Origin of the sequence: Neptunomonas sp. CHC150 (assembly GCF_030397555.1) — a bacterium.
Lineage (GTDB): Bacteria > Pseudomonadota > Gammaproteobacteria > Pseudomonadales > Balneatricaceae > Neptunomonas > Neptunomonas phycophila.
The window spans coordinates 298,690-325,309 of sequence record NZ_JAPNXU010000001.1; the positions used below are offsets into that span (position 1 = coordinate 298,690).

Annotated in this window: 26 protein-coding genes; 15 read left to right on the plus strand and 11 right to left on the minus strand. The window is 46.6% G+C overall.

Features of this window, described 5'->3' with window-relative positions:
- Positions 1-9 precede the first annotated feature (9 nt).
- From OW491_RS01440 to rsgA, 7 genes are all read right to left on the minus strand, one after another.
- The gene (locus OW491_RS01440) at positions 10-390 is read right to left on the minus strand and encodes a DUF393 domain-containing protein (protein ID WP_075179859.1); all 381 of its coding nucleotides are present in this window, start codon (positions 388-390) and stop codon (positions 10-12) included.
- Positions 383-646 (minus strand): DUF3081 family protein, encoded by a 264-nt coding sequence (locus tag OW491_RS01445; RefSeq protein WP_075173838.1) that lies wholly within the window; start codon positions 644-646, stop codon positions 383-385. The genes OW491_RS01440 and OW491_RS01445 overlap by 8 nt, the downstream gene beginning before the upstream one ends.
- A gap of 155 nt (positions 647-801) precedes the next feature.
- On the minus strand, positions 802-1,845 hold the full coding sequence (locus OW491_RS01450; protein WP_290034440.1) for a folate-binding protein: 1,044 nt from the start codon (positions 1,843-1,845) through the stop codon (positions 802-804).
- Positions 1,846-1,909: 64 nt separating this feature from the next.
- A complete protein-coding gene (gene asd / locus OW491_RS01455; RefSeq protein WP_290034441.1) occupies positions 1,910-2,848 on the minus strand; it encodes an archaetidylserine decarboxylase in 939 nt (312 codons plus the stop codon).
- A gap of 81 nt (positions 2,849-2,929) precedes the next feature.
- Positions 2,930-3,751 (minus strand): rhodanese-like domain-containing protein, encoded by an 822-nt coding sequence (locus tag OW491_RS01460; protein WP_075173839.1) that lies wholly within the window; start codon positions 3,749-3,751, stop codon positions 2,930-2,932.
- 84 nt (positions 3,752-3,835) lie between these two features.
- Positions 3,836-5,524, minus strand: coding sequence for an HDOD domain-containing protein (locus OW491_RS01465; protein WP_290034442.1), 1,689 nt, complete (start codon positions 5,522-5,524; stop codon positions 3,836-3,838).
- Between the two features lie 23 nt (positions 5,525-5,547).
- A complete protein-coding gene (gene rsgA, locus OW491_RS01470; RefSeq protein ID WP_290034443.1) occupies positions 5,548-6,579 on the minus strand; it encodes a small ribosomal subunit biogenesis GTPase RsgA in 1,032 nt (343 codons plus the stop codon).
- 132 nt (positions 6,580-6,711) lie between these two features.
- Here rsgA and orn point away from each other — a divergent pair, with 132 nt between their 5' ends.
- Positions 6,712-7,254 carry an oligoribonuclease gene (orn, locus tag OW491_RS01475; RefSeq protein ID WP_075179862.1) on the plus strand — a complete coding sequence of 181 codons (543 nt, stop codon included), beginning with the start codon at positions 6,712-6,714 and terminating at the stop codon, positions 7,252-7,254.
- Positions 7,255-7,381: 127 nt separating this feature from the next.
- The gene (locus OW491_RS01480) at positions 7,382-9,640 is read left to right on the plus strand and encodes an arginine/lysine/ornithine decarboxylase (RefSeq protein ID WP_290034444.1); all 2,259 of its coding nucleotides are present in this window, start codon (positions 7,382-7,384) and stop codon (positions 9,638-9,640) included.
- A gap of 75 nt (positions 9,641-9,715) precedes the next feature.
- Here OW491_RS01480 and OW491_RS01485 read toward each other — a convergent pair whose 3' ends face one another.
- From OW491_RS01485 to queG, 3 genes are all read right to left on the minus strand, one after another.
- Positions 9,716-10,081, minus strand: coding sequence for a YacL family protein (locus tag OW491_RS01485; protein ID WP_075179864.1), 366 nt, complete (start codon positions 10,079-10,081; stop codon positions 9,716-9,718).
- Between the two features lie 70 nt (positions 10,082-10,151).
- Complete coding sequence (locus OW491_RS01490; protein WP_290034445.1) at positions 10,152-10,658, minus strand: YgjP-like metallopeptidase domain-containing protein; 507 nt, start codon at positions 10,656-10,658, stop codon at positions 10,152-10,154.
- Positions 10,645-11,826, minus strand: a complete 1,182-nt coding sequence (queG, locus tag OW491_RS01495; RefSeq protein ID WP_290034446.1) for a tRNA epoxyqueuosine(34) reductase QueG — start codon at positions 11,824-11,826, stop codon at positions 10,645-10,647. The genes OW491_RS01490 and queG overlap by 14 nt, the downstream gene beginning before the upstream one ends.
- A 113-nt stretch (positions 11,827-11,939) precedes the next feature.
- On the opposite strand from queG, the gene OW491_RS01500 reads away from it, so the two are divergent.
- The 12 genes from OW491_RS01500 to OW491_RS01555 all read left to right on the plus strand — a co-directional run bounded on the left by OW491_RS01500 (position 11,940) and on the right by OW491_RS01555 (position 24,862).
- The gene (locus OW491_RS01500; RefSeq protein ID WP_290034447.1) at positions 11,940-13,442 is read left to right on the plus strand and encodes an NAD(P)H-hydrate dehydratase; all 1,503 of its coding nucleotides are present in this window, start codon (positions 11,940-11,942) and stop codon (positions 13,440-13,442) included.
- 38 nt (positions 13,443-13,480) lie between these two features.
- Entirely contained in the window at positions 13,481-13,957 is a 477-nt protein-coding gene (tsaE, locus tag OW491_RS01505) for a tRNA (adenosine(37)-N6)-threonylcarbamoyltransferase complex ATPase subunit type 1 TsaE (protein WP_178969241.1), read from the plus strand.
- Between the two features lie 21 nt (positions 13,958-13,978).
- The gene (locus tag OW491_RS01510; RefSeq protein WP_290034448.1) at positions 13,979-15,337 is read left to right on the plus strand and encodes an N-acetylmuramoyl-L-alanine amidase; all 1,359 of its coding nucleotides are present in this window, start codon (positions 13,979-13,981) and stop codon (positions 15,335-15,337) included.
- Positions 15,338-15,380: 43 nt separating this feature from the next.
- The gene (gene mutL, locus OW491_RS01515) at positions 15,381-17,240 is read left to right on the plus strand and encodes a DNA mismatch repair endonuclease MutL (RefSeq protein ID WP_075179868.1); all 1,860 of its coding nucleotides are present in this window, start codon (positions 15,381-15,383) and stop codon (positions 17,238-17,240) included.
- Position 17,241: 1 nt separating this feature from the next.
- Positions 17,242-18,180: a tRNA (adenosine(37)-N6)-dimethylallyltransferase MiaA gene (miaA, locus tag OW491_RS01520; RefSeq protein WP_290034449.1), complete on the plus strand. Its 939-nt coding sequence runs from the start codon at positions 17,242-17,244 to the stop codon at positions 18,178-18,180.
- Between the two features lie 112 nt (positions 18,181-18,292).
- Entirely contained in the window at positions 18,293-18,532 is a 240-nt protein-coding gene (gene hfq, locus OW491_RS01525; protein ID WP_075173851.1) for an RNA chaperone Hfq, read from the plus strand.
- 12 nt (positions 18,533-18,544) lie between these two features.
- Positions 18,545-19,843: a ribosome rescue GTPase HflX gene (hflX, locus tag OW491_RS01530; protein ID WP_075173852.1), complete on the plus strand. Its 1,299-nt coding sequence runs from the start codon at positions 18,545-18,547 to the stop codon at positions 19,841-19,843.
- Positions 19,844-19,944: 101 nt separating this feature from the next.
- A complete protein-coding gene (gene hflK, locus OW491_RS01535) occupies positions 19,945-21,150 on the plus strand; it encodes an FtsH protease activity modulator HflK (protein WP_290034450.1) in 1,206 nt (401 codons plus the stop codon).
- On the plus strand, positions 21,150-22,025 hold the full coding sequence (gene hflC / locus OW491_RS01540) for a protease modulator HflC (RefSeq protein ID WP_075179870.1): 876 nt from the start codon (positions 21,150-21,152) through the stop codon (positions 22,023-22,025). Before hflK ends, hflC begins: the two co-directional genes overlap by 1 nt.
- A 106-nt stretch (positions 22,026-22,131) precedes the next feature.
- A complete protein-coding gene (locus tag OW491_RS01545) occupies positions 22,132-22,332 on the plus strand; it encodes a DUF2065 domain-containing protein (protein ID WP_306460960.1) in 201 nt (66 codons plus the stop codon).
- Positions 22,333-22,353: 21 nt separating this feature from the next.
- Entirely contained in the window at positions 22,354-23,529 is a 1,176-nt protein-coding gene (locus tag OW491_RS01550; RefSeq protein ID WP_290034451.1) for an ATP phosphoribosyltransferase regulatory subunit, read from the plus strand.
- Positions 23,530-23,566: 37 nt separating this feature from the next.
- Positions 23,567-24,862: an adenylosuccinate synthase gene (locus OW491_RS01555; RefSeq protein WP_178969238.1), complete on the plus strand. Its 1,296-nt coding sequence runs from the start codon at positions 23,567-23,569 to the stop codon at positions 24,860-24,862.
- Positions 24,863-24,950: 88 nt separating this feature from the next.
- On the opposite strand, the gene OW491_RS01560 is transcribed toward OW491_RS01555, so the two are convergent.
- Positions 24,951-25,751 carry an inositol monophosphatase family protein gene (locus tag OW491_RS01560; protein ID WP_246283256.1) on the minus strand — a complete coding sequence of 267 codons (801 nt, stop codon included), beginning with the start codon at positions 25,749-25,751 and terminating at the stop codon, positions 24,951-24,953.
- 115 nt (positions 25,752-25,866) lie between these two features.
- Here OW491_RS01560 and OW491_RS01565 point away from each other — a divergent pair, with 115 nt between their 5' ends.
- Positions 25,867-26,619: an RNA methyltransferase gene (locus OW491_RS01565; protein ID WP_075179874.1), complete on the plus strand. Its 753-nt coding sequence runs from the start codon at positions 25,867-25,869 to the stop codon at positions 26,617-26,619.
- The last annotated feature ends 1 nt before the right edge of the window (position 26,620 follow it).

Genomic DNA, 26,620 nt, shown 5'->3' on the forward strand with positions numbered 1-26,620 from the left:
TGTGCCGGATTATTGTTTATCTGAAATGTGGCAGCTATTTTCTGAACAACGTCGTTTATAGCGCCGCTTAGCAAAGCATAAATACAGTCGGTTAAGTAAGGGAGTTATTCTTAAAAAATAGACTAGGCTCGCTAAGTGTCGGTAATAGGGCAGCTTTTTCCAAATACATATAAAAGCGGACACCCCCTGTAACTGTTTGCCGTCTTCTGAAATAGCGTGGATAATTTGCATGGCCTGAGAGTATTCAATGCCGTATTGCTGCAAAGTTGCGGATGACTGGTGAATATCATCCCACTGTATGCGGTTTGCTTTATCTAGCTTACGGTAATGCGCGATCTCTTTCCTGCATAGCGGGCATCCTCCGTCGTAAAATAAAATCGGTTTATTCATAATCTTTTTTATTGATCAATGACAGCGTGTCGAGGAATTGATTGAAATGACCGCGAGAGCCCGTTTCAACAGAGTACTTGTTGTGAAAAAAGATGCTCACTTCGACGTTGTTGTCTTTTAAGGTAACGGTGTAGCCATCAATGCTGCTATTTGCGCGTATGCCATCCAGAACATAATCGTCACCGATCTTTTCTCCATGCTGAGTGATCTTGAAGAAGGCTTGCAATGCCGTTTGTATATCTAATTTGTGATCCATAAATCCACCCGTATCAATGACTATTAATACGTATAGACAGTAAAAATGGATGGGTGTGCGGTTTATTTTTGAAGTGAAAGAAGCACCGAACAACACGCACCCGAGAGTGCATGTTGTTAGTAATACGTGCTGGTTATCCTGCAGTGAGTATGCTGCTAGCGTTTAGCAACAAATAACTCGGGGTCTAGTTCGTAGGGTAAGTCGAGCAGGTTCAGAGCTGTGCCGTCAGCGAGACTCAAAGGGTGTTCATCGGCTTGTGATTTAGTAATTACAGCCAGTAAATGAACTTGATGGTCGTTAACCCGTGCGGCACTTAGCACTTGGCCAATGTTTTGTTTGGTTTCCGTGTTAATGGCATCTCCGCTGTTCGGTAGCCCTTGAGTGTCCGCAGAGAGTAAATACATGGGTTTGTTGAGTTTCCCGCGATGCTGTAAGCGAGTGATAATTTCTTGGCCTGTATAACAACCCTTGGCGAAACTCACGCCCTTGAGCGCCTGTAGATTCGTCATTTGTGGAATGTAAGATTCTTGCGTTTTTGCATCGATTTCAGGAATGCCAGCGTCAATTTCTGTTAAAAGCCAGTCGTTAGTTGTGCCTAGTGGCGCTCGATCAGTCAACTTTTTCAAGACGCCTTCGGCTTGCTCTGCTGGCACCCATAGTTCGTACCGGTTACCCGGTTCACTGTCTGCTACCGGCACTTTAACCGCGATTAGGTTGCCTGTTTTTACCGTACAGTCGACTTCTAATGGATTGCCTTCGAGCAGCTGTTCAACGAGCGCGTCTGCTCCCGGGCCTAATAAACCAAAACCTAACCAGTTCTCGGACTCATCGACGGCTTCGGCTTTAGAGAACATGATGTACTTTTTGAGCGTTTGAAGACCTAGGTCAAAAGCCTCGTGGTTCAGCCGAAGTAGAAAACCGTTATCAACGGCGATTAATCGGTAGAGCGCTATGATGCTGCCTTTGATGGTGCAGTGTGCACCTAACCGGCTACCGTGTTTGCTGACTTCACGCATGTCGCATGTGAGTTGACCTTGCAGAAACTTCTCGGCATCAGGGCCTAGCACCGAAATAACGCGTTGGTGAATAAGCGGCACAATACGTGTTGGGCTATCTGCTTTAGGAACAGCTGAAATGGCTCGTTGGTTATCGGCTAAGGTAATATGATAAGGAGCCAGCAGTGTTGTCCATTGATTCATGACATTATCCTGTAAAGGTTCAGAGCCAGCGTATTGAGCGCTTGCTCTGTAATATATCTAGCAATTAAACGGAACGTGATTCAGACGACGTATCATCCGCAGACAGCGTATTGTCATGCTGGGGCGGTGCTTGGGTGGCATTATTGCTACCCATGTGGCCAATGGACTCTCCCAATTTGACGGGTGATTCTGCTTTGAGCTGTTCTACCCACTCAATTGCTTCAGGTCCGAACAACAGCACTACCGTAGAGCCTAGCTTAAAGCGCCCCATTTCTTCACCTTTCTCTAGGACGATAGGGTCGCTAACTTGAGGTGTAAAATGCGTCAATACCGGTTTTTTGATAGCGGGAGCCTCTTGGCCGCTCCAGACAGTTTCAATACCGGCGACAATCATTGCACCAACTAACACCATAGCCATCGGCCCTACCTCGGTCTCAAATATCGCGACTAACCGCTCATTGCGTGCGAATAATTGATCGACGTTTTCTGCTGTTGTTTGGTTAACAGAAAACAAATCTCCGGGTACGTAAACGGTTTCGATTAAAGTGCCTTTAATCGGCATGTGTACGCGGTGATAATCACGTGGTGATAAATATATGGTGGCAAAGTAACCGTTTTTAAAGGGCGTGGCTAAGTGCTCGTATCCGCCCAGTAAAGTTGATAGCCCATAACCGCGTCCTTTGGCTTGAAAAATACGGCCATGATCTATTGAGCCAATTTGGCTGATGGCACCATCAGCAGGAGAAACGACACTGTTTGCTGAAGAGTCAATTGGACGGGCGTCTTCTTTTAGAGCGCGTGTAAAAAATGCATTGAAAGTAGGGTAGGCGGTAGGCTCTTCGATAAGCGCTTCGCTCATGTTTACTCGGTATTTTTTCGCAAACTGCGTGATAAAGGTATTTTTTATCCACGGTGTTGTAGAGTCAGCAATCTTGCCGACTAAACGAGATAATAAATGTTGTGGAACAATATGTTGGAACAGAATAAATAGTTTGGTTTTCAAACCAGTATCTCCAAAACCTTCCGTAGGGTGCCTGAGGCCATAATACCCACAGAAGGTGGTTTATAGATGTTAAATGGGACGTTAGTGGCTTTTTTCGACGGCGCTATTGGGTAGGTTGCCCCACTCAAACCAGGAGCCGTCGTAGCACCGCATATCATCAATACCTGCATAGAGGCCTGCGATGTAAGTGAGCCCAGAGCGGCGATGGGTTTGGCAATGCGTCACAATCGGTTTAGTCGTATCCAGCCCGGCTGCTACTATTTGCTGTTTGATGGCATTGGGGGATAGCAAAAGCGCAGGAGCCTCATGGGCGAGAACGTCCGTCCACTCTAACCATTTAGCGGTGGGAATGTGCCCACCTTTACTGGCATTAACTACTTTTGTACCTTGGTATTCATCGAGTGCGCGCGCATCCCAAATGCTGATATCACCTTGTGCGACGTGTTTTTCTATGAAGCTATAATCCGCTAATAGAGGCGTCCCCTGATGACTCACGGTAAGGGATGACGGCACAGGGGTATGCGGAGTTTGTTCAACTGGGAAGCCTTCTAAACGCCATGCATCTAAATGGCCATTCAAAAAAGAGACATTAAATAAGTTGCAACAATGCATGGTCCACACAAAACGACCGGCCCACGGACCTTTTTGGTCATCATACACAACAACGTGTGATGCTTCGGTGATGCCTGCATCGGAGAACAACTCTGATAGTTGAGCGTCGCTGGCTATTTTATTGGGTATTGGAGCTTGTCCACAGAGCATACGTGTAGGCTCAAGACGAATCGCGCCGGGGATGTGGCTGGTTTCGTAATGAGCTTCTGAAGATAGATCAATGACGATCACATGAGGTTGATCAATGACTTTTGATAGTTCGACCGCGTCGATTACCAGTGGCAATTGCATGGCTTGTTCTCATCGTAGACTGGAAAATGATCATAACGATTTGTTGTCCGAGCCTCAATGGTAGCATGAATAGCCTAAGTAAAATTATAGGGCGTGTAAGGCCTTACTAGCCGCTGAGCACAGCAAGCGGAACTGCTGGTGTTGGAAGTCAGTCAAGGCCGATGGATTGTCGCCTCCGTCAGCGTAGATAACAGCTACGGGCTTGTCATCCTTAAAAATTGACATGATGAGTATATCTTGATGCGGCAAAATTTGTGTATATGCCTTCGACATTAAGCGCTCATATTGGGCGCGGTTACTTTGTTTGATCCAGACGCAAACGGGCTTCTCACTGAGCTTTTTAAAGAGCCCTCCCGTGCTAATGTCAATTTCATAGCTAGCCAAGGGATCTGATTTCTCCATTCCAATGGCTTGCGCAGCTTTTACTGTTTGGTTTTTCGTGTTTACTAAGCTCAGAGTGACTCGTTGTAAGCCTAAACCCTGTGATAATCCTTGTAATAGCCCCCCCAATATATGAGATGGTTTTGTGTAAAGATGGTAGCCATCTCTAAACCTGTCCATGATGATTTTAAACTTGCTGTTATCTAATAATTCATCGGGGCTGGTTGGGTGTGCTCTATAGCGGGTTGCTGGTTGGGTAGGGGCGGATGGGGCCGTTACCGCCTTAGCGGCCAGCCTTGGTTTCTTAGCTGCAGACTTTTTCACTGCTGGGGCTGTATTGATTAAGGCGCTAAGCTCTTTGTTGGATAACTTATAGTTCCCCATATTATCAGAGGCAATAAGCAGCATTTCAGCCGCAGGTGCTAGCGTGCCTGCTACATGATAATGATGAGATGACGAAATCGTTATCTGGTTCAGCATGGTGCGAGTCTCATCATGATCGCCCCCCAGATAGCAACAAACCGTTTCAGTGGTATCGGCTGGGCGGCTCGTTTGCCATTCACGGCTAACGTTCATGGCATACCAGTTGGCCAGTTTAATAATAAAGCTGCGGTCTTGCAGCATGTGACCGATGGCACGATTATCGTCATCGCTGATCTCGCTATTGCCTACAGTGCGTTCACGAAACTTAGCCAGTAATGCACGAGAAGGGGATGTGTTTGGGTCCTGCGCTTGACAGATTACGTCGGAAAACCCCCATTCAGTAGAGAGTCCATGTGAGATGTCTTGCATGGTGCAGCCTAAGATTTTCTTTTCGGCGGCTACAGGGTCGCTCCCTTTTTCATTAATTAGGATATGTACTTCATGTATGTGTAAAGGGGCGTGTAGCCATAAAGACCATAAGCCAACCCCGTAAAACAGACTGGCTAAGAAGGTCTCATCGACAAAGGGCTGGTTTTTACGGCGCATCCAGCGTTCTGCGTGGAAAGCAGCCAGATGACTATTAGCAATAGCGCGGAAATAAAGCTGTTGTTGGATACTGTTTGGGCTGACTTTAACGGGTTTTAGCCGGTTAGCTAGCTGCTCTATAGGGTCCATACCCAGTGAGGAAACCGCATGTTCAACGCTCGTGATTACTGAATCGCGCTTAGCTGCTTTGTGCGCTTGTTGGGCAGCGCGTACAAAAATAAGGCTTAAAATAGGGTCGCTTTTAATTAAAGCGGTGAGTTGGCTGATCATAGTGTTGTCATTTTGCACGAGAAGCCGCAAACGCTTTAAGCTGCTTGCTCTGACAGGAAAAGGCTTATCTTTAAGAAAGCTAATCCATGCTTCAGGCCCAAAAAGTTCGTCACTTTTAGCCTGAAAATCGCCTGACTTTTCCTGTTGTTCCATGAACTCTCACTGTCGCCTATTGATTAATTATTAGGACTCTCCAGTAAAGACGTAAGAATACGTTGGTAGCTATCCATACGGGAGGCACTAATGTCACCGCGTTCGATAGCTTCCAGTATAGCGCAACCTGGCTCATGCTCATGTTTACAGTCTCGAAACTTGCAATAGCCTATAAAAGGTTTGAACTCGACAAAGCCTTCTATCAACTTTTCTGGTTCGAGGTGCCAGAGTGCAAACTCACGAATCCCAGGGGAGTCGATTAAGTCACCACCGGCTGGGAAATGAAATAGCCTAGCCGTTGTGGTGGTGTGACGGCCTTTACGCGATTGTTCGGACAGCCCGCCTACTTTTATATCGACACCCGGCAGCAATACATTAATTAAAGATGATTTTCCGACGCCAGATTGCCCTACAAAAACGCTGGTACGATCTTTTAATTCAGCTTTAAGCTCAGCTAGGCCGTCATCATGGCTGGTCGATGCGAGTAGCACTTCATAGCCAATCGCTCGATAACGCTCGACAAGTTGTGTGATCTCATCTTGGTTTTTTTCAGTAATTAGGTCTGATTTGTTGAGAAGTAAAACCGGTTTAATATTGCTTAGCTCAGAGGCAACTAGGTATCGATCGATCAAGTTGGCGAAAGGCTGTGGCTCAACGGCAAAAGTGATGACTATTTGGTCAATATTGGCGGCAACCGGTTTCAATTCGCCATGATTAGTTGGGCGAATGAGTTCACTGTCACGTGCTAATGCCGCCACAACAACACCGTATTCTGTGCCTTTGCGCCAGATAATACGGTCGCCTGTGACCAGTTGGCCTAAGTGGGTACGCAAGTGGCAGCGGAAAATAGTGCCAGCGGCTTCGCCTTCGGTAGCCTCTACGTCGACCTGTTTACCAAAATGAGAGATGATTAATCCTGGCTGCTCAGGTCCAAGCTCTCCACCGCTTAATGCTTGTTCTAGGCGGTCATCTTTTTTGGAGGCGCGGTCAGTGCGCTCTTTTTGAATTTTTTCAATTCGCCACGCCTGACGGCGGGTAACTTTGCGTTTTGACATTAAAAATAACTACCTAAGTTCGATCGCGGGCTTTTCGCTTCGTGGTATTCTATACCGAAGCAATAAAATATGCGCCACGAACCGGAAGATCACGTCAAAATCAGTCGGTTATACAGAATAAGAGGACACGTAATGTCACGTAAAACAAATCTGATCTGGTTAGATCTCGAAATGACAGGCTTAGAGCCTGAAACAGACTATATTATTGAGATGGCGACGATCGTTACTGATGCTGATTTGAATATCATCGCGCAAGGCCCTTCATTAGTGATACATCAACCCGACGATATTCTTGATAACATGAATGAGTGGTGTATTAATCAGCACGGAAAAACAGGGCTGACCCAACGGGTACGTGAGAGTCAGCTATCGGAACGCGAAGCCGAACAACAAACCATCGCTTTTATTGCTGATTACGTAGATCAAGGGGCTTCTCCTATGTGCGGTAACAGCATTGGTCAGGACCGTCGTTTTTTGCACCGTTACATGCCAGAACTCGAGGCTTACTTCCATTATCGCAATTTGGACGTTAGCTCTATTAAAGAGTTAGCACGTCGCTGGAAGCCAGAGGTGCTAACGGGCTTTACGAAGCAAGGGACGCATTTGGCGTTAGATGATATCCGAGACTCAATCGCAGAATTACAGCATTATCGCGAAAACTTCTTCAACGTATAAATATTCGTTTTCCTCATCGAAAAGAGGATTACACTGACATAAAACTATCTTACACTCGCAACACTTTAGAGGGCGGCTGGCTTTAGGTAGCGAGTGTCGGTTCCATCATTAATGAAAGGGTCAAATTATGCGTTTCCATTTTCCGATCGTCATTATCGATGAAGATTTTCGTACTGAGAACACCAGTGGGTCAGGGATTCGCCAGCTAGCTGACGCCATCTCAAAAGAAGGTGTTGAAGTAGAAGGTTATACCAGTTACGGCGATTTGACCTCGTTTGCTCAGCAACAGAGCCGCGCAGCTGGCTTTATTTTGTCGATTGATGATCACGATTTTGAAACCGATGACCAAGGTATACGTTCGTTAGAAGAACTTCGTGCATTTGTGGGTGAAATTCGCCGTAGGAACCAAGAAATTCCGATTTATTTATACGGTGAAACTCGCACTTCCCGTCATATGCCTAACGACATTTTGCGAGAGCTGCATGGCTTTATCCACATGCACGAAGACACCCCAGAGTTTGTGGCGCGCCATATTATTCGTGAGTCTAAGTCATATTTAGCAACGTTAGCCCCGCCTTTTTTCCGAGCGTTAACAGATTACGCGCAAGACGGGTCCTATAGTTGGCACTGCCCAGGGCATTCGGGCGGCGTGGCATTTTTGAAATCGCCAGTAGGTCAAATGTTCCATCAGTTTTTTGGCGAGAACATGTTACGTGCCGATGTGTGTAATGCGGTGGATGAGTTAGGTCAGTTACTTGATCACACAGGCCCTGTGGCTGCCTCTGAGCGTAATGCGGCACGTATTTTTAATGCGGATCACCTGTTTTTTGTGACCAATGGTACATCGACTTCTAACAAGATTGTTTGGAACTCCACGGTGGCGCCGGGCGATATTGTTGTTGTTGACCGTAACTGTCACAAGTCAATTTTGCACGCCATTATGATGACGGGTGCAGTACCTATCTTCCTAATGCCAACTCGCAACCATTACGGCATTATAGGGCCTATCCCGCGTAGCGAGTTTGAACCTGCGAACATCCGTAAGAAGATGCTAGCGAATCCGTTCTGTCGTAAAAAATTAGAAGAGAATCCAGATATTAAACCGCGTGTGTTGACCATTACCCAGTCTACCTATGATGGCGTTTTATATAATGTCGAGGAAATCAAAGACTTGCTTGATGGTGAGATCGAAACCTTGCACTTTGATGAAGCCTGGTTACCACATGCGGCGTTCCATGATTTCTATGGTGATTATCACGCTATAGGAGAAGGCCGGCCTCGTTGCGATGAGTCCATGGTTTTTGCTACTCAATCGACTCATAAATTGCTAGCGGGTTTGTCTCAGGCTTCTCAGATATTAGTTCAAGATGCCAATACGAATAAATTAGACCGCGACATCTTTAATGAAGCGTATTTAATGCATACGTCTACTAGCCCGCAGTACGCGATTATTGCGTCTTGTGATGTGGCTGCCGCGATGATGGAAGAGCCCGGTGGTACTGCTTTGGTGGAAGAGTCCTTAGATGAGGCGCTTGAGTTTCGTCGTGCTATGCGCAAAGTGGATGAAGAATATGAAGAAGATTGGTGGTTCTCAGTATGGGGCCCAGACGACTTAACCAGTGAAGGTCTAGATGAGCGTGATGCGTGGATGCTCAAGCCAGGCGAGAGCTGGCATGGTTTTGGCGACGTTGCCGAAGGCTTTAATTTGCTCGACCCTATTAAAGCGACCATCTTAACACCGGGCTTGAATGTGGATGGTGATTTTGCGGATCAGGGTATTCCAGCGTCGATTGTTGCTAAATATCTGGCAGAGCATGGTGTCGTTATTGAAAAGAATGGTCTGTACTCGTTCTTCATTATGTTTACTATCGGCATCACGAAGGGGCGTTGGAATACGATGATTTCGGCGTTACAACAGTTTAAGGATGATTATGATAAGAACGCTCCGTTGTGGCGTGTGCTGCCGGAGTTCATCGCACAATATCCTCAGTACGAACGTATTGGCCTAAAAGAACTTTGTCAGCAGATTCACAGCATTTATCGTGAAAACGATGTGGCGCGTTTAACGACTGAGATGTACTTGTCAGATCTAGTGCCTGCCATGAAGCCCGCTAAAGCGTTTGCTAAAATGGCACACAAGGATATAGAACGCGTACCGCTTGATAAGCTTGAAGGGCGCGTTACCGCTGTTATGTTGACACCTTACCCACCAGGTATTCCGTTGTTGGTGCCTGGGGAGGTGTTCAATAAAACAATTGTCGACTACTTGAAGTTTGCGCGAACTTTTAACAGTGCATTTCCTGGCTTTGAAACCTATGTACATGGTTTGGTTGCCGAAAAGCACGGTTCCGAGACATCGTACTTCGTGGATTGTGTAGAGAATTAAGTAAAAAGCTGCGCGAAGGTGGATAACAAAACGGCGGTCAATAAAAGGCCGCCGTTTTGCGTTTAATAAGCGGCGTTAGCACTCAGCTAAAAATATGAGCCAGTTTTCTATCAGTGCTTTAAAGTCCTCTAATCCACAGCCTGCCATAGATTCTAAATCGTAAAAGGAGAGATCTTCTGGAAGTTCAACATCGGGTTCAAAACCGAGAGTGTTAGCGACGACTTCTACATCGGTCCCGGTCATACGCAATAACCAATCTTCACTGGCCTGTTGGTAATCAAATCGTTTTTGATGAATGAGCTCGGTAATGACTCTGAGTAGGTGTTCGCTTTGAGCAATGGACGTGCATTCATCTGTCAGCCAACGGCCTATCGCTTCTGATTCCATTGAGCAGCGGGCTGTGGGGTGGTTTAAATCATCAATGTAAAAGTCGTATTCCACGGAAAATCTCTTATGCTGTTCGGGGTAGGTAATGGGCCATCTAGAAGGGCTTTCGCCGTTAAAATCCAGTTTAGTCGTAAATCGATCCGTGGGTTTCAAGTTGTGTGAGATAAACACGCATTTCAAATTCGAGCTGATGATAATCTGGCTGCATATGTTCGCATAGTTGGTAAAAGGCTTTGTTGTGTTCTTTCTCGCGTATATGTGCCAGTTCGTGCACGGCTATCATGTTTAAAAAGGCCTCGGGGGCTTTTTTAAATACTGAGCTAATGCGTATCTCATTTTTGCTTTTTAGTTTGTTACCCTGCACGCGTGAAACAAAGCTATGTGTGCCTAAAGCGTTGCGCACAACATGAAGTTTGCTGTCGTAGATGACCTTGCTTAATGGCGAAGAACTTTTTAAATATTGGTTCTTCAGATCAAATATGTATTCGCGCAGTGCTTTGTCATTCGCGATATTGTGCGGTTCTGGATAGCGTTTGAGTAAAAAGTTGCGCAGTGTGTTTTGTTGTAACAATTGTGCCACTTGAGCTTGCACGTCGGCAGGATAAGCGACGAGGTATTTAAGAGTGCTCATGCGAATCTCGATTGCGTGAAGTTGTGTCGTTATCGTTAAATTGTAGCAGCTTAACGGGTTCGCTTAGGTCTTTTTGTAATTGCTCTACGGCCCAGTCTATATGAGATTGTACCATCTCACTGCATTCGGGACGTTTTGAAACGAGCGCATCAATCACAGGCTGTCCTCCTTTACTGTTCCCTAGTGCGACGGCAATATTTCGCAACCATCCCTCGTAGCCCGTGCGGCGAATTGCAGACCCCTCGGTGCGTTTTAAGAAAGTGGCTTCATCCCAGCTAAATAAGGTTAGCAGCGAAACGTCATCTAATGAGTGGCGAGGATGAAAGTCGGTCTCGTCAGTATGTTTAGCAAAGCGATTCCAAGGGCAGACAAGTTGGCAATCATCGCAGCCAAAGATACGATTGCCCATCAAAGAGCGGAGCTCTACAGGTATTTCTCCCTTTTTTTCGATGGTTAGATAGGAAATGCAACGTGTGGCATCGAGTTCGTATGCTTTAGTAAAAGCTTGCGTGGGGCATACGTCTAAACAGGCAGTACAAGAGCCGCAATGTTGTTGAGTGCTAACGTTATCTACAGGCAAAGGCAGATCAATGAACAGTTCGCCCAAAAAGAACCAAGAACCTGCTGAGCGGTTTAAAATGAGGGTGTGTTTCCCAGTCCAGCCTAATCCTGCTTGTTCAGCGATAGGGCGTTCAAACACGGGGGCGCTATCAACAAAAGCACGATAACCCATGCCGCCAGCTAGCTCTGAAATCTTTTGGCCAAATTGTGTTAGGCGTTTACGAAAGGTTTTATGATAATCACGACCTAAAGTGTAACGCGCAATGTACGCTTTTTCCGGTTGTTTAAGCAGTGTAAGGGCTGAAAACGCAGGAGGTAAGTGGTTCATGCGCACACTGATAATCCGGCAGCTGCCGGGGACCATATCATATGGCTTAGCTCGCTTATCTAGGTTGCCTTCTAAATAGCTCATCTCGCCATGAAAGCCGTTATCTAACCACGCCATATGATGTTTGAGCGTTTCATCCAGTTGTGGGTCAACAATGCCGACTTGTTGAAAACCAAAGTCAGCCGCCAGATCATGGATTTTTTGCGCCAATGTGGCTAGCTGCTGATCAGATAACGGATTTTTGGGCTTTATTTCTGATGATGATACGTGTTCTGTCACTGAGTGCTTGCCTGTTAGCGTGCGCGTTATTCTATAATGATGGTACACAATGGATGCGTGGATGCACTAATGCGCCCACTTGATCTATCGAAGACCGATAGGATACGCCTGCAATGAATGAATTACCCTTACCATTATACACGGCTGAGCAAACACGTTTACTGGATAAAACAGCGATTAATGAAGCGGGAATTCCTGGCTTCACATTAATGAAGCGCGCGGCGAAGTCTGCATTTTCAGTGTTGATGCAGCGTTGGCCTCATGCTCGTTCAATAACGGTACTATGTGGTGCGGGTAATAATGGAGGCGATGGGTTTGTGATGGCAACGTTGGCTGTCCAGCGAGGTTGGACAGTGCAGGCGCGATACGTAGGTGACGCGATGTTTGCACAACAGTTGCGGGGTGAGGCATTTGAAGCTTGGCAATGGGCCTGTGCTGAGGGGGTAGAGTTTTTGCCTTTTGACGCTGATGAGCCTCTGCGTGGTGAGGTTGTAGTCGATGCTATGTTGGGAACGGGCTTGAACGGCACCGTGAAGCCTAGTTTTATCGCTGCCATTAAACGCGTGAATAAATCGAACAAGCCTGTGTTAGCCGTGGATATTCCATCGGGGTTATCTGCCGACACTGGGTCGGTTTTAGGCGAGGCTGTGAGGGCGTCTGTTACTGTAACCTTTATAGGCTTAAAGCTTGGGTTGCTGATGCATGAGGCCGTTGATTACGTAGGCGAGTTGGTATTTGAAAGTTTGCGTTTGCCTGACAGTGTTTACGAGTCTGTAAACGTTAGTGCCTTCCGGTTAAGTGATGAAGATATTGAGGCATGCTTACCCCGCCGTAAGCGCTCGGCGCATAAAGGCGACTTTGGTCATTTATTGGTCATTGGTGGCGATCATGGTATGGGCGGTGCTGCGATTATGGCTGCTGAAGCGGCGGTAAATGCCGGAGCGGGTAAAGTAACCCTTGCTACCCGTCCTGAGCATGTGACAGCCGCTCTGATGCGCAGCCCTGAAGTCATGGTGCAGGGTATCAACTCAGGCCAAGAGTTGGTTCCTTTGTTAGATAAAGTGGATGCTGTTGTGTTTGGGCCAGGGTTAGGTTTAGGCGCATGGGCTGAGCAAATGCTTCAAGCGCTGTGGAACTCATCATTACCCTGTGTTGTCGATGCAGATGGACTTACGCTATTAAAACGTACGGGTAAATTATATGAAGTAGACCGAGCTAATTGGGTGATTACACCGCACCCAGGGGAAGCAAGCCGTCTGCTTTCTATGCCTACTGCGCAGGTTCAGCAAGACCGTTTAAGCTCGGCACAACGCTTACATGAACAAACAGGTGCTACGGTCGTATTAAAAGGGGCTGGTACGCTAGTAACAGATGGCGATGTAATGCACCTTTGCGCTGCGGGTAATCCGGGTATGGCATCAGGGGGAATGGGTGATGTATTGTCTGGGGTTATTGGCGCACTAGTGGCTCAAAACCTAAGCACTATTGATGCGGCTCGAATTGGCGTTTATGCCCACGCAGCGGCAGCTGATCGCTGTGCGGCCGCAACGGGAGAACGAGGATTGAAGGCGACGGATCTGCCTCCGTATGTTAAATTAATTCTTAATCATCGATAAACGGTGTAATACGTTAAATAACAATATGTAAGGTGAAGATGCTGCCGGTTTATTTTATCCCAGATGAGGGAGCTATGGAGGAGTTTGGTGCGCGTTTGCTATCAGCGATGGAGCATACGGGTGTTATTTTTCTGCAAGGCAATTTAGGGATGGGGAAGACAACCCTGAGCCGCGGCTTAATTCGCTCGGCTGGGCATAAGGGGGCTGTCAAAAGTCCTACCTATACGCTCGTTGAAACATATGAGCTTCCTGCGGGTATTGTTCATCATTTTGATTTATATCGCCTGATGGATCCGGAGGAGCTAGAGTACCTTGGCATACGTGATTACTTTAGCGAGCAACACCTGTGCCTAGTTGAATGGCCCGACAGAGGTGATGGTTTACTACCTGCGCCGGACTTAGAGGTTTACATTGAACCTCACGGCGAAGGGCGCGCAATTCAATGTGTAAGCCACACTGCAAAAGGTCAAAAAGCGGCCGATATAATAAATGACACTTTTTCTTCATTGACATAGTAACGGTAGATTACGTTTTATATGACGCTTTTAAAGAGATCATTCATCCCACGCTTTACCCTGGCTGCATTTTTAGTTAGCGGCTTATTGCTGGCACAAACGAGTATGGCGGCTGATATTCAGCAGGTGCGCATGTGGCTCTCGCCAGAAAAAACGCGTCTTGTTTTTGATTTGTCAGCGGGCGTCACACATAAAATTTTTACCTTATCCAGTCCTGAGCGTCTTGTCTTAGATATTACAGGCGCTCAAATGAAAGCCTCGTTATCTACTCTTGAGTTAACTAATAGCCCCATCAGTAAAATACGCACTGGTGAAAATGGTGACGACTTACGCGTGGTTTTGGACTTGAATCGAGCTGTTAAACCTAGGAGTTTTGAGCTCAAGCCTAATGAGCAATATGGAGACCGTCTCGTTTTAGATTTGTTCACGGATGTGCAGTCCAAGACTCCTGTTGCGCAAGCAACCGCGCCTGCTGTTCCTGCAAAATTACGTGATATTGTTATCGCAATTGACGCAGGCCATGGTGGTGATGACCCCGGTGCAATTGGCGCAGGTGGTGTTCGTGAAAAAGATGTTGTGCTTGAAATAGCTCGGGAAGTGAAGCGTTTAATTGATCAAGAGCCGGGCTTCTCGGCAGAGCTTATTCGTGATGGCGATTATTACATTAGCCTGCGTGGACGTACCAAAAAAGCACGAAACCAAAGTGCAGATATGTTTGTTTCTATTCATGCCGATGCGTTTAAAGACGCACGTGCTAAAGGTGCCTCAGTTTGGGTACTTTCAAACCGGGGAGCGACCAGTGAAATGGGCCGCTGGTTGGCGAGCAAAGAGAACAGCACCGACTTAATTGGTGGTGTGGGTGGTGTGAGCTTAGAAGATAAAGATGAGGTGCTGGCTGGCGTTCTGTTAGATATGTCGATGCATGCGAGCCGTTCGGACAGTAAGCAAATTGCTAATCGTATACATGCCAATATTGATACCTTTGCAAAAATGCATAAGCCCCATGTTGAGAGTGCGGGTTTTATGGTGCTTAAATCACCTGATATTCCTTCTATATTGGTAGAAACTGGTTTTATTTCAAACCCCGAAGAAGCACGTTTGTTAAAAACGAGTGCGTACCGCAAAAAAATGGCTAAGGCCATTTACAGTGGAATACGGACTCATTTTTGGAACAAACCGCCTGCGTATACTTTGGTAGCTCATCAAAAAAGCGAGGGGTTAAATGCGCAAGGTAAGCGGGTATATAAAGTAGAAAGCGGCGACACTTTATCGGTTATTGCGTCTCGGCACGGCGTTTCTTTAAATACCCTGCGCAAGGCTAATGAGATTAAAGGTGATAAGATACGCATTGGCCAAGTGTTACAGATTCCTTCTACGTAGCTAAAACCTTGGCTAAACGGTCTCATTAACGATAAGAGTTTACATGTCTTCACGTATACAGTTGTTGTCTCCTCGTCTGGCTAACCAAATAGCGGCGGGTGAGGTGGTAGAGCGGCCAGCATCGGTTGTTAAAGAATTACTTGAAAATAGTATTGATGCCGGTGCTATGCGTTTAGAGATCGATGTGGAACAGGCTGGTATCAAGCTCATTCGCATACGGGATGATGGTGCTGGTATCGAAAAAGATGACCTGTCTTTGGCGCTCAGCCGTCACGCCACTTCTAAAATATATGAGTTAGAAGACCTTGAAGCCGTTAATAGTTTGGGGTTTCGGGGGGAAGCGTTAGCCAGTATTAGCTCGGTATCCCGGTTAACGCTTACGTCTCGACGGGAGGGGAGCGATCAAGCTTGGCAAGTACAAACCCAAGGGCGTGATATGGCGGCAGAGCTAGCTCCCGCAGCACACCCGCAGGGCACTACGGTTGAAATGCGTGATCTCTTTTTTAATACACCAGCGCGCCGGAAGTTTTTAAAAACAGAAAATACAGAGTTTAAGCATCTTGAAGAAGTGGTGAAACGTCTGGCACTGAGCCGTTTTGATGTGGCGTTTACACTTAAGCACAATAGCCGAGTGATCCATCAGCTGCGCCCCGCTGACTCTCAGGTAGAAGCTGAGCGCCGTGTAGCCTCTGTTTGCGGCCCTGCATTTATCGAGCAATCCCTACGTGTTGATGTCAATGCCGAGGCTTCAGGGCTGAGATTAAGTGGTTGGATTGGCTTACCAACTTTTTCTCGTAGCCAAGCTGATCTTCAATATTTCTTTGTAAACGGGCGCATGATTCGCGATAAAATTGTGACGCATGCGGTACGTCAAGCTTATGCTGATGTGCTTTATCATGGCCGGCATCCTGCTTATGTATTGTACTTAGATCTAGATCCCGCGCTGGTGGATGTAAATGTACATCCTACCAAGCATGAAGTGCGTTTCCGCGAGAGCCGCTTGGTTCATGACTTTATTTTCCGTTCCATTCATCGGGTAATAGGTGATGTGCGGCCTGATAATACCAGTGTTCCGGCGGCGCAAACCCTGCAACCCACGACGCAGCCGCAGGAAATGAATTACCAACAACATAACATGCCGCTCCAGCCAGCGCGTGAATCTGTCCCTGCTGGTGCGGTGCGAGAACAAGTAGCCGCCTATGGTCAGTTACATAGCGAGGGAGCCCGGCCGTTTGTTGGTGATACCAGTACACGCTCTTTTTCTGGAGGCGTAACGCCTTCGCGTCAGGTTATGCCGGCGGCTGAAGCCGATGAGCAAGTGCCTCCTTTGGGCTTTGCTGTTGCGCAGTTACACGGGATTTACATCTTATCTCAGAATCAGGAAGGCTTGATTCTAGTTGATATGCATGCGGCCCATGAGCGTATCGTTTATGAGCGTCTTAAGCTGGCTTATGAACAAGAAGGCGTTCGTAGCCAGCCGCTATTGGTGCCAGTCAGTATGGCTGTTAGCAGCCGAGAAGCTGATGCAGCAGAGGAGAATGAGGCGCTATTTCAACAGTTAGGGTTTGAGCTAGCGCGCGTTAGCGAGGAGTCTCTCGTTATCCGTCAGGTGCCTGTGACTTTGGCAAAAGCTAATGTTGAACAGTTATTACGCGATGTGCTGTCGGACGTGCTGATGTATGGCAATAGTCGGCGCATAGAAGAGCATACTAACGAATTGCTAGGCACTATGGCTTGTCATGGAGCGGTTAGGGCAAATCGACAATTAACGATTCCCGAAATGAATGGCTTATTACGTGATATGGAAGCGACAGAGCGCAGTGGACAGTGCAACCATGGACGTCCTACTTGGACGCAGCTGAGCTTGTCTGAACTTGATAAATTATTCATGCGGGGGCAATAAAATGCCGTCTATATTACCTCCCGCGATTTTTCTGATGGGGCCTACCGCCGCTGGAAAAACTGACTTGGCACTGCGTTTAACCGAAGAATTACCTTGTGAGATTATCAGTGTCGATTCAGCCTTAATTTACAAAGGGATGGATATTGGTACTGCTAAGCCTGATCGAGAAACCTTGGAACGATATCCTCATCGATTGGTCGATATACTGGATCCATCACAAAGCTACTCAGCGGCCGACTTCCGTAGAGATGCCTTAGCTGCCATGAGTGAAATTACCGCCGCGGGCAAAATTCCGTTGTTGGTTGGCGGTACGATGATGTACTACAACGCATTGGTCAAGGGTTTGGCTAATTTGCCAGAAGCGGATCCTGTTATTCGGCAGCGTTTATCTGATTGGGGAGCTGCCGAAGGCTGGCCTGCAGTGCATGCCCGCTTAGCTGAAGTGGATCCGGAATCAGCGAAAAGGCTAAAGCCTAACGATTCACAACGTATTCAACGAGCATTAGAGATCTATGAAATTACAGGGCGTACAATGACGTCGCTCTGGGCCGAACAAACAACTAATTCGCTACCTTATCAGGTTGCTAATTTAGCCGTTATGCCGGGCGATCGATCGGTTTTGCATCAGCGAATCGAACAACGGTTTGAATTAATGCTTGAAGCAGGGTTCCTTGATGAGGTTCAAGCGTTGTATGATCGTGGGGATTTAGATATAAACATGCCGTCAATCCGTTGTGTAGGGTATCGACAGGCATGGAGTTATTTAACGGGCGACTATGATTACGACACACTGGTCTTTAAGGGTGTTGTCGCTACCCGGCAGCTAGCAAAAAGACAAATAACCTGGCTGCGAAGCTGGGATGATCTACACTGGTTGGATAGCAAGAGTGGGGATGTTGTTAATGACAGCTTGAAATTGATCAATGCTGCCATTATATAATGCTTCTGTTAATCTTTGGTGCTGTGCACAATAAATGCCTTGTTTTCAGACCGTTGTTGGTCAGAATGGGCTTACATAATAACGAATAATTTTATTCAGGAAGGAGTTTCCAATGTCAAAAGGGCAATCGCTACAAGACCCTTATCTAAACGTGCTGCGCAAGGAGCGTGTTCCGGTATCTATTTTCTTGGTCAATGGTATTAAGCTGCAAGGCCAAATTGAATCATTTGATCAGTTTGTCATTTTGCTAAAAAATACAGTTAGCCAAATGGTTTATAAACACGCTATCTCTACTGTCGTACCTGCCCGTCCGGTCAAGCTGCCACAGCCAGAAGAGAAACCCGCCGACTGAGGTATACACTGATTGTTTTTTGAACGTCCGGAGTCTGGTGAAAGAGCCATACTCGTTCATATGGATATGTACGATGAGTCTGTCCAGGAATCTCCGCGCGAGCTAGAAGAGCTCGCTTTGTCCGCTGGTGCGGATCCTATTGATATTTTAATAGGTACTCGTCATCGTCCCGTGTCTAAATATTTTATTGGTACGGGTAAATTAGATGAGTTGCGTACGTTAGTTGCCGAGCATAAAGCTGAAGTGGTTATTTTTAACCATTCTTTATCGCCTGCTCAGGCGCGAAATGTTGAGCGTGAAATACAATGTCGAGTGTTAGATCGCACCGGATTGATTTTGGATATATTTGCTCAACGCGCTCGCACTCATGAAGGTAAATTACAAGTTGAATTAGCCCAGCTGGAGTACATGTCTACTCGGCTTGTTCGAGGTTGGACTCACCTAGAGCGTCAAAAGGGTGGTATAGGTTTACGAGGTCCGGGTGAAACACAGCTGGAAACAGACCGACGTTTATTGCGAGCACGTATAAAAACTATTCATTCTCGATTAGAAAAAGTACGTAAGCAGCGAGAACAAGGTCGTCGTTCGCGTCAGCGAGCCGAAGTACCTACGCTATCGTTGGTGGGTTACACCAATGCCGGGAAATCGACATTATTTAATCGTATTACCGACGCGGATGTTTACGCGGCGGACCAATTGTTTGCTACGCTAGATCCAACTTTGAGAAAGGTAGAGTTAGCAGACGTAGGGCCAGCTATATTGGCTGATACTGTTGGTTTTATTCGTCATTTGCCGCATAAGTTAGTTGAATCATTTCGTGCTACGTTACAGGAAACGATTGACGCTACCTTATTGCTTCATGTTATCGATGCTTTTGATGAGGAACGTCAGGGGCACATAACCGAAGTAGAGAATGTACTGCGTGAAATCGGTGCTGACGAGGTGCCTTTGTTGCAGGTTTATAACAAGATAGACCAAATGCCAGGGCAGCAACCTCGTATTGATCGAAATGACGAGGGTGTCCCAACGCGGGTGTGGTTGTCTGCGGCGTCCGGGGAGGGGATTGATCTTCTTCTGCAAGCGATTAATGAGCGACTGACGGATGATATTTTCCATGAGACAATGAATCTATCACCTCGCGAAGGGCAACTGCGTGCACAGCTATACGCACAGGGTGCCGTTTTGCAGGAAACAGTAGATGATCAAGGTGCGATGCATCTAGAAGTGCGTCTGCAGCGTAAAGACTTGTTACAGATATTGAGTCGCTTAGGCTTGCCAACAGAGCAATATCGCATACATGAGATCTACTAAGCCCATACAGTAATGTGTGGGCAAAAGTGATTGGTGCGGCTGCCAAAGAGTAGCCGATATAATAATTTAAAGACTTTTAATTGGTTTTAACGGAGAACGATATGGCTTGGAATGAGCCTGGCGGTAACGGTAACAACCAGGATCCTTGGGGCGGTAAAGATCGCAACAACGGGAATCGTGGTAATAATGACCAAGGCCCACCAGATCTAGATGAAGCGCTGCGTAAACTTCAAGATAAGTTAAACAGTCTGTTTGGGTCGGACAAAAATGGCTCTTCTGGTGGTGGAGATAAATCTTCATCAAGCGGAGGCGGTGGTTTTGTATTGGTAATTGCTGCGGTGGTTGCTTTAGGCGTTTGGGCAGCTATGGGTGCCTACACGGTCGATCAACAGGAACGGGGTGTTGTTCTTAGGTTGGGTAAGTACTACGAAACAGTTAATCCGGGTCTGCATTGGAACCCACCATTAATCGATCAGGTTAGCATCATTAACACAACCCGTGTTCGTGAGCATGATCATAAAGCATTGATGCTAACGGAAGACGAAAACATCGTCGACGTAAGCATGGTGACTCAATATGTGGTTTCTGACCCTGTTGCTTACATGCTTCAGGTTCGTGATCCAGATGGTAGTCTTGCTCAATCGGCTGAGTCTGCACTTCGTCAGGTGGTTGGCTCAACTGATATGCACTCAATCTTAACCGAAGGACGTGAGCTGTTGGGTATTGATGTACAAGCCCGGCTACAGAGCTACTTGGATGAATACCAGACGGGCTTATCCGTTAACAAGGTAAACATCAAAGATGCGCAAGCTCCGTCACAAGTTCAAGATGCCTTTGATGACGTGATCAAGGCGCGAGAGGATGAGCAGCGCGCGAAAAACGAAGCTCAGTCTTATGCTAACGGTATTGTTCCGGAAGCACGAGGCCGTGCGCAACGTATTCTCGAAGAGGCGAATGCGTACCGCGAGCAAGTAGTTGCACGAGCTGAAGGTGAGACTAAGCGTTTTGATGCGTTACTAACTGAATATCAAAAAGCTCCTGTTGTTACTCGCGAACGTTTGTATCTTGATGCGATGGAAAGTGTGCTTTCCAATAACGCTAAAGTCTTGATGGACGTAGAAGGTGGCAATAACGTGATGTACTTGCCTATGGATAAGTTGATGCAGAATAGCTCTGATCGTCAATCAACGACGACTACATCACCGCGCACAACGCGTCTGGATGATCAGTCAGTCAAAAACGTGACTAGTCAAGTAATTGAAGAGTTGCGTCAGCGCCAGGCAACGGTTCGTAGGGAGGGTCGATAATGAGCGGTAAGTCCTTAATATCGATTATTCTAGCGTTAGTTATCATTATAGTGGTCTCTAACTCGGTATATATCGTTAAAGAAACAGAGCGCGCGATTAAGCTGCAATTTGGTGAAATCGTCGATACAGATGTTAAGCCTGGTTTGCGCTTCAAAATTCCATTTGTTAACGCAGTGCGTAAATTTGATGCGCGTGTGATGACAATGGATGGTCGCCCTCGTGATTTCTTAACCATCGAGAAAAAACGTTTGAGCGTTGATGCATTTGTTAAGTGGAAAATTGTTGATAACTTAACGTATTACAGTGCAACTTCGGGTGATGAAATTCGTGCAGCAGACTTATTATCTTCTAAAGTAGAGAATGAATTGCGTAACCAGTTCGCTTCTCGTACTTTGAATGAGGTTGTGTCTGGTGAGCGCGATGAAGTGATGAAAGAGGTGATCAACAACCTGAGTCAGGTTGCTCAAAAAGAACTGGGTGTTAGTATCATCGACGTTCGCGTTAAGCGAGTTGAGTTACCTCAAGAAGTATCTCAATCTGTTTACGAACGTATGAGAACCGAGCGTGAGAGAGAGGCGCGAGAATTGCGATCTCGTGGTTTTGAGCTTGCAGAAGGTATCCGTGCTGATGCTGATCGTCAGAAAACGGTCATCGAAGCTCAAGCGTATCGTGAATCTGAAGAGCTGCGCGGTGAAGGTGATGCCATTGCCGCTGCTGTATACGCGGACGCTTTCGGTAAAGACCCTGAGTTCTACTCTTTTACACGAAGCTTGAAAGCGTATACAGAGTCCTTTAATGGTAAGGGCGATATCATGGTTTTGGAGCCGGATTCTGAGTTCTTTAGGTACTTAAAAGGTTCTAAAGCGACTAATTAATCGGATTGTTGCCAATTTGTGGTTATGTACTGCACTTTGGCAACCAAACCGTGTTAAAATCTACAAAACCGGGCTGAGACCCGGTTTTTTTGTGTGAAGTGTGGTTATGATGTCCGCCAATTTTTGGTACGAATTAGCAATCGCTTTGTGTTTGGTTTTTGTATTGGAAGGAATTATTCCTTTTTTACATCCTGGGCGTTGGCGTCGTATGGTGGAGCAGTTGGCAACTATCGATGATCGTATGTTACGTATCATTGGGTTATTAAGCATGCTAGCCGGAGTTTCTGGTTTATATCTGATTCACTGAAGTCAGTTTTGGAGTTGTTAAATGGCATTGGCTGATCGCTGGTTACTTCCTGATGGTGTAAAAGAAATGCTGCCATCAGATGCGCGCCAGGTTGAAGCGCTGCGTCGCAGTTTGTTGGATATGTATGATGCTTGGGGCTATGAATTAGTTATGCCGCCCCTGATGGAGCATTTAGAGTCCCTGCTAACAGGCGTTGGTAAAGATTTAGATTTAAATACCTTTAAGTTGGTTGATCAGTTAACAGGTCAAACGCTAGGTATAAGAGCAGATATCACTCCTCAAGTAGCGCGTATTGATGCGCACAGAATGCATGTAGATGGCGCTAACCGCCTTTGTTATTGCGGCTCTGTTTTACACACGCATCAAGCGAACATGCTAGCTTCCCGAAACCCGCTGCAAATAGGTGCTGAGCTTTACGGTCATGCTGGAATCGAGAGTGATTTAGAAGTGATCTCTCTGATGATCGAAACATTGTATGCATCGGGTTTGAAAGATGGCCTAAGTTTAGATTTAGAACATATAGGTATTTTTCGCGGCCTGATAGTTGATGCGGGTTTAGATGCTAGTGTTACGGACCGCTATATGGAGCTCCTGCAGCGCAAAGCGTTGCCAGAGCTTGATCTCTTTTTGGCAGAACTTGAGGCTGAGCAAGACTTAAAAGATAAGCTTGCTGCGTTACCCCGACTTAATGGTGGCTTCGAAGTGTTGGAGCGAGCTAGAGCTCTTTTTGCTCATGCCAACCCTGCTATTCTTGAAGCGGTCGATTATCTCGATGCGCTTTCTCAAAAGATTCTTAAACGTTTCCCATCTATAGATCTGTACTTTGATTTGGGTGAGTTGCGTGGTTATCACTACCACACGGGTGTTGTCTTTTCGGCGCTTACGCCTGCTTTTGGGCAGGCTGTAGCAAAGGGTGGGCGTTATGACGCAATAGGTCGTGATTTTGGGCGGGCTAGACCGGCTACCGGTTTTAGTGCCGACTTGAAAACTTTGGCTTCACTTAGTGCTGGCTCTCATCGGGTCGGTGACATAGTGGTTGCTCCATCTGGGGATGAGGCAGACTTGCTAAGTGCAATAAAATTGTTGCGTGATCAAGGTTATCGTGTCGTGCAGCAGTTGCCGGGTGATAAGTTAGCGTCATCTGTTCAAAAAGAATTGGTTCAAAAAGCGGGAAGCTGGGTCGTACAGACTCGGTAACCCTACTACGATTAACGCAATTAATTTAGAGACAACAATGGGCAAGAACGTAGTTGTTTTAGGTACTCAGTGGGGCGATGAAGGCAAGGGTAAAATTGTCGATTTGTTAACTGAGCAAGTATCAGCGGTTGTTCGTTTCCAAGGTGGCCATAATGCGGGCCATACTTTGGTGATTGACGGCAAAAAAACAGTCCTTCACTTGATTCCATCAGGCGTGCTACGTGAAAACGTGCTTTGTCTGATTGGTAATGGTGTGGTGTTATCACCAGAAGCGCTCATCAAAGAGATGCGTGGACTGGAAGAAGCGGGTGTGCCGGTTCGTGAGCGATTAAAGCTTAGCGGTGCTTGCCCATTAATTCTTCCTTACCATGTTGCTCTTGATCAAGCTCGTGAGCTGGCTCGTGGTAACGCTAAAATTGGCACGACAGGCCGTGGTATAGGCCCAGCTTACGAAGATAAAGTGGCGCGTCGTGGATTACGTTTAGCTGATTTGATGGATGCGAAGCGTTTTGAAGAGAAGCTTCGTGAAGTTGTGGCATATCACAACTTTACATTGAAAAACTATTACAAAGTTGAAGAAGTGGATGTTGAGCAAGTGCTCGCAGAAGCTTTGGAAATGGGTGAGCAACTACGCCCGCTAGTCGCTGATGTGACCGCTATTTTGCATAAAATGCGCAAAAATGGCGAGAGCATTATGTTTGAGGGTGCTCAGGGTTCATTGCTAGATATCGATCATGGTACTTATCCGTTTGTTACGTCATCAAATACAACGGCGGGTGGTACATCAACAGGTTCTGGTTTTGGTCCGCTTTACTTAGATTACATCTTAGGTATTACTAAAGCTTACACAACGCGTGTGGGTGGAGGTCCTTTCCCGACAGAGCTTGACTGTGAAATTGGTGATCGTTTAGCTGAGAGAGGCCATGAATTTGGCTCTACCACAGGGCGTGCGCGCCGTTGTGGTTGGTTTGATGCAGTCGCTTTAAAGCATGCTGTGCAGATTAACTCGGTTTCGGGTATTTGTTTGACTAAGCTGGATGTGCTCGATGGCTTGGAGACGATTAATATCTGTACAGGTTATCTTGATGCTCAAGGTAATCCGGTAGAAACGTTGACAGGTAGCGAAGACTACGAAGCTGTTCAACCTGTGTATGAAGAAATCGCAGGTTGGAGTGGTTCTACGGTGGGCGCTAAGTCGATTGATGACCTGCCTAAAGAGGCGCTTGCTTATATTAAGCGTTTAGAAGAGCTGACTGAGACGCCTATTGATATTGTTTCAACAGGCCCTGATCGCAACGAGACTATCGTATTGCGTGACCCATTTACGGTGTAAGTAGTGTAAATGCATAAAAAAACCGGCTTTTGCCGGTTTTTTTGTTTAAGTTCCCTTAAGCGTATTGCTTGGTTGGCGGGAGCTGATTTTAATCAGCGATGCCATGCAGTGCTTTTAAGAGAGATTTAAACATTTTAGGGTTAGCTGATACGGTGTCGCCATGTTGGCGGAAAGAGTTGCCTCCTTTTAAATCACCGAGTAAGCCGCCAGCTTCTTGGATTAGCAAAGAGCCAGCTTCAAGAACGACAGGGCTTAAGCCTATTTGTACAAAGCCATCAAGACGACCAGCAGCTGTATTAGCTAAGTTCAAAGCGGTGGAGCCTGTGTTTAGAAAAATACCGTTGGCGTTGAGTATGCTTTGCTGGATGTTAGTAAAGGTGCCGGTATAGCTTTTTTCTTTTTTACTGTTCAGAAAGCTAGTGGCAATAACGGCCTGTGGTAGTTCGCGTCGATTGGTTACGCGCATACGCTTGCCGTTGAGTTGGGCGCCATGGCCGCGACTAGCTGTGAATTCTTCACCGGTCATGGGGTTAAGAATGACGGCATGTTCAACACGGCCTTTATGGGTGGCGGCTAAGCAAATAGCAAAGTCCGGTAGGCCGCACATAAAGTTGTTGATGCTGTCGATAGGGTTAATATGCCAGATCACTTCCGCAGTACCCTCTGCTGGTGCATATGTCCCTGAGAATTCGGCGTTAACTTCATGTGCCGGGTATGCTTTTTGAAGCGTGTAAGCAATAGTCTGCTCTGCCTTGGTTGCAGTTTCGTTAAGAAAGTCGGTGACGCTGTCGTGCTCTGATTTGATCAGGTCAAGACGCTCGGCGGCACGCGCAATCTGTTCGCCTGCAAGGCGAGCGGCACGTAGGGCAATGTTTAGCATGGGTTGCATTAGATAGTGAGCCTGCTGTTAGAACAAAAAAGAGATTATACAAAAGCTAACCAAGCTAAAGAATACCTAATGCACAATCTGTTAAACTATTGAGCGTTTTTTCGGTGAGATTGTTATGAATTTAGATAATATTCGTGTCGTTTTGGTAAATACCACCCATCCAGGCAATATTGGTGGTGTGGCACGTGCCATGAAAAATATGGGCTTATCATCTTTAACGCTAGTTGAGCCAAAGGCTTTTCCTTCACCTGATGCAGATGCAAGAGCGTCTGGCGCAACTGATTTGCTGGAAGGGGCTGCCATTGTGAGCACGCTTGAGGAAGCGGTCGCTGATGCGCATTTGGTGGTTGGTACAAGTGCGCGTGGGCGACATATTCCTTGGCCTATCATGGACCCACATGAAATGGCTGGTGTTATAGCAAAGGCTCAGTCGGGTAGCGCTAGTTCGCATGTGGCTTTGGTTTTTGGACGTGAGGATCGCGGCTTAACTAATGAAGAGTTACAGTTGTGTCATATTCACGTTCATATTCCCTCTGTAGAGTCCTTCAGCTCGTTAAATATAGCAGCGGCGGTTCAAGTGCTAGCGTATGAATGTCGCATGGCTTATTTGGCAAATCAAACAGCTGTGCAGCAGGCGCCTCAGTGGGGCACGGAATGGGATGCGGACCTGGCAGAGCACAAAGAATTAGAGTTGTTTTATGAACATCTTGAACGTGTGTTAATTGATGTTGACTTCTTAGACCCTGAGAAACCACGTCAGTTGATGCCTAGGTTGCGTCGTTTATTCCAGCGTGCGCTTCTAGATAAAATTGAAATTAACGTCCTGCGTGGAATGCTAACTCACATCGAAAAAAAGCGTCGCCGATAAC

Excerpts from the sequence above, each read along its gene's own strand:
- OW491_RS01440 (WP_075179859.1), bottom strand. The coding sequence starts at position 390 with ATGAATAAACCGATTTTATTTTACGACGGAGGATGCCCGCTATGCAGG.
- OW491_RS01445 (WP_075173838.1), bottom strand. The coding sequence starts at position 646 with ATGGATCACAAATTAGATATACAAACGGCATTGCAAGCCTTCTTCAAG.
- OW491_RS01450 (WP_290034440.1), bottom strand. The coding sequence starts at position 1,845 with ATGAATCAATGGACAACACTGCTGGCTCCTTATCATATTACCTTAGCC.
- OW491_RS01460 (WP_075173839.1), bottom strand. The coding sequence starts at position 3,751 with ATGCAATTGCCACTGGTAATCGACGCGGTCGAACTATCAAAAGTCATT.
- OW491_RS01465 (WP_290034442.1), bottom strand. The coding sequence starts at position 5,524 with ATGGAACAACAGGAAAAGTCAGGCGATTTTCAGGCTAAAAGTGACGAA.
- rsgA (WP_290034443.1), bottom strand. The coding sequence starts at position 6,579 with ATGTCAAAACGCAAAGTTACCCGCCGTCAGGCGTGGCGAATTGAAAAA.
- orn (WP_075179862.1), top strand. The coding sequence starts at position 6,712 with ATGTCACGTAAAACAAATCTGATCTGGTTAGATCTCGAAATGACAGGC.
- OW491_RS01480 (WP_290034444.1), top strand. The coding sequence starts at position 7,382 with ATGCGTTTCCATTTTCCGATCGTCATTATCGATGAAGATTTTCGTACT.
- OW491_RS01490 (WP_290034445.1), bottom strand. The coding sequence starts at position 10,658 with ATGAGCACTCTTAAATACCTCGTCGCTTATCCTGCCGACGTGCAAGCT.
- OW491_RS01500 (WP_290034447.1), top strand. The coding sequence starts at position 11,940 with ATGAATGAATTACCCTTACCATTATACACGGCTGAGCAAACACGTTTA.
- tsaE (WP_178969241.1), top strand. The coding sequence starts at position 13,481 with ATGCTGCCGGTTTATTTTATCCCAGATGAGGGAGCTATGGAGGAGTTT.
- OW491_RS01510 (WP_290034448.1), top strand. The coding sequence starts at position 13,979 with ATGACGCTTTTAAAGAGATCATTCATCCCACGCTTTACCCTGGCTGCA.
- mutL (WP_075179868.1), top strand. The coding sequence starts at position 15,381 with ATGTCTTCACGTATACAGTTGTTGTCTCCTCGTCTGGCTAACCAAATA.
- miaA (WP_290034449.1), top strand. The coding sequence starts at position 17,242 with ATGCCGTCTATATTACCTCCCGCGATTTTTCTGATGGGGCCTACCGCC.
- hfq (WP_075173851.1), top strand. The coding sequence starts at position 18,293 with ATGTCAAAAGGGCAATCGCTACAAGACCCTTATCTAAACGTGCTGCGC.
- hflK (WP_290034450.1), top strand. The coding sequence starts at position 19,945 with ATGGCTTGGAATGAGCCTGGCGGTAACGGTAACAACCAGGATCCTTGG.
- hflC (WP_075179870.1), top strand. The coding sequence starts at position 21,150 with ATGAGCGGTAAGTCCTTAATATCGATTATTCTAGCGTTAGTTATCATT.
- OW491_RS01545 (WP_306460960.1), top strand. The coding sequence starts at position 22,132 with ATGATGTCCGCCAATTTTTGGTACGAATTAGCAATCGCTTTGTGTTTG.
- OW491_RS01550 (WP_290034451.1), top strand. The coding sequence starts at position 22,354 with ATGGCATTGGCTGATCGCTGGTTACTTCCTGATGGTGTAAAAGAAATG.
- OW491_RS01555 (WP_178969238.1), top strand. The coding sequence starts at position 23,567 with ATGGGCAAGAACGTAGTTGTTTTAGGTACTCAGTGGGGCGATGAAGGC.
- OW491_RS01560 (WP_246283256.1), bottom strand. The coding sequence starts at position 25,751 with ATGCAACCCATGCTAAACATTGCCCTACGTGCCGCTCGCCTTGCAGGC.
- OW491_RS01565 (WP_075179874.1), top strand. The coding sequence starts at position 25,867 with ATGAATTTAGATAATATTCGTGTCGTTTTGGTAAATACCACCCATCCA.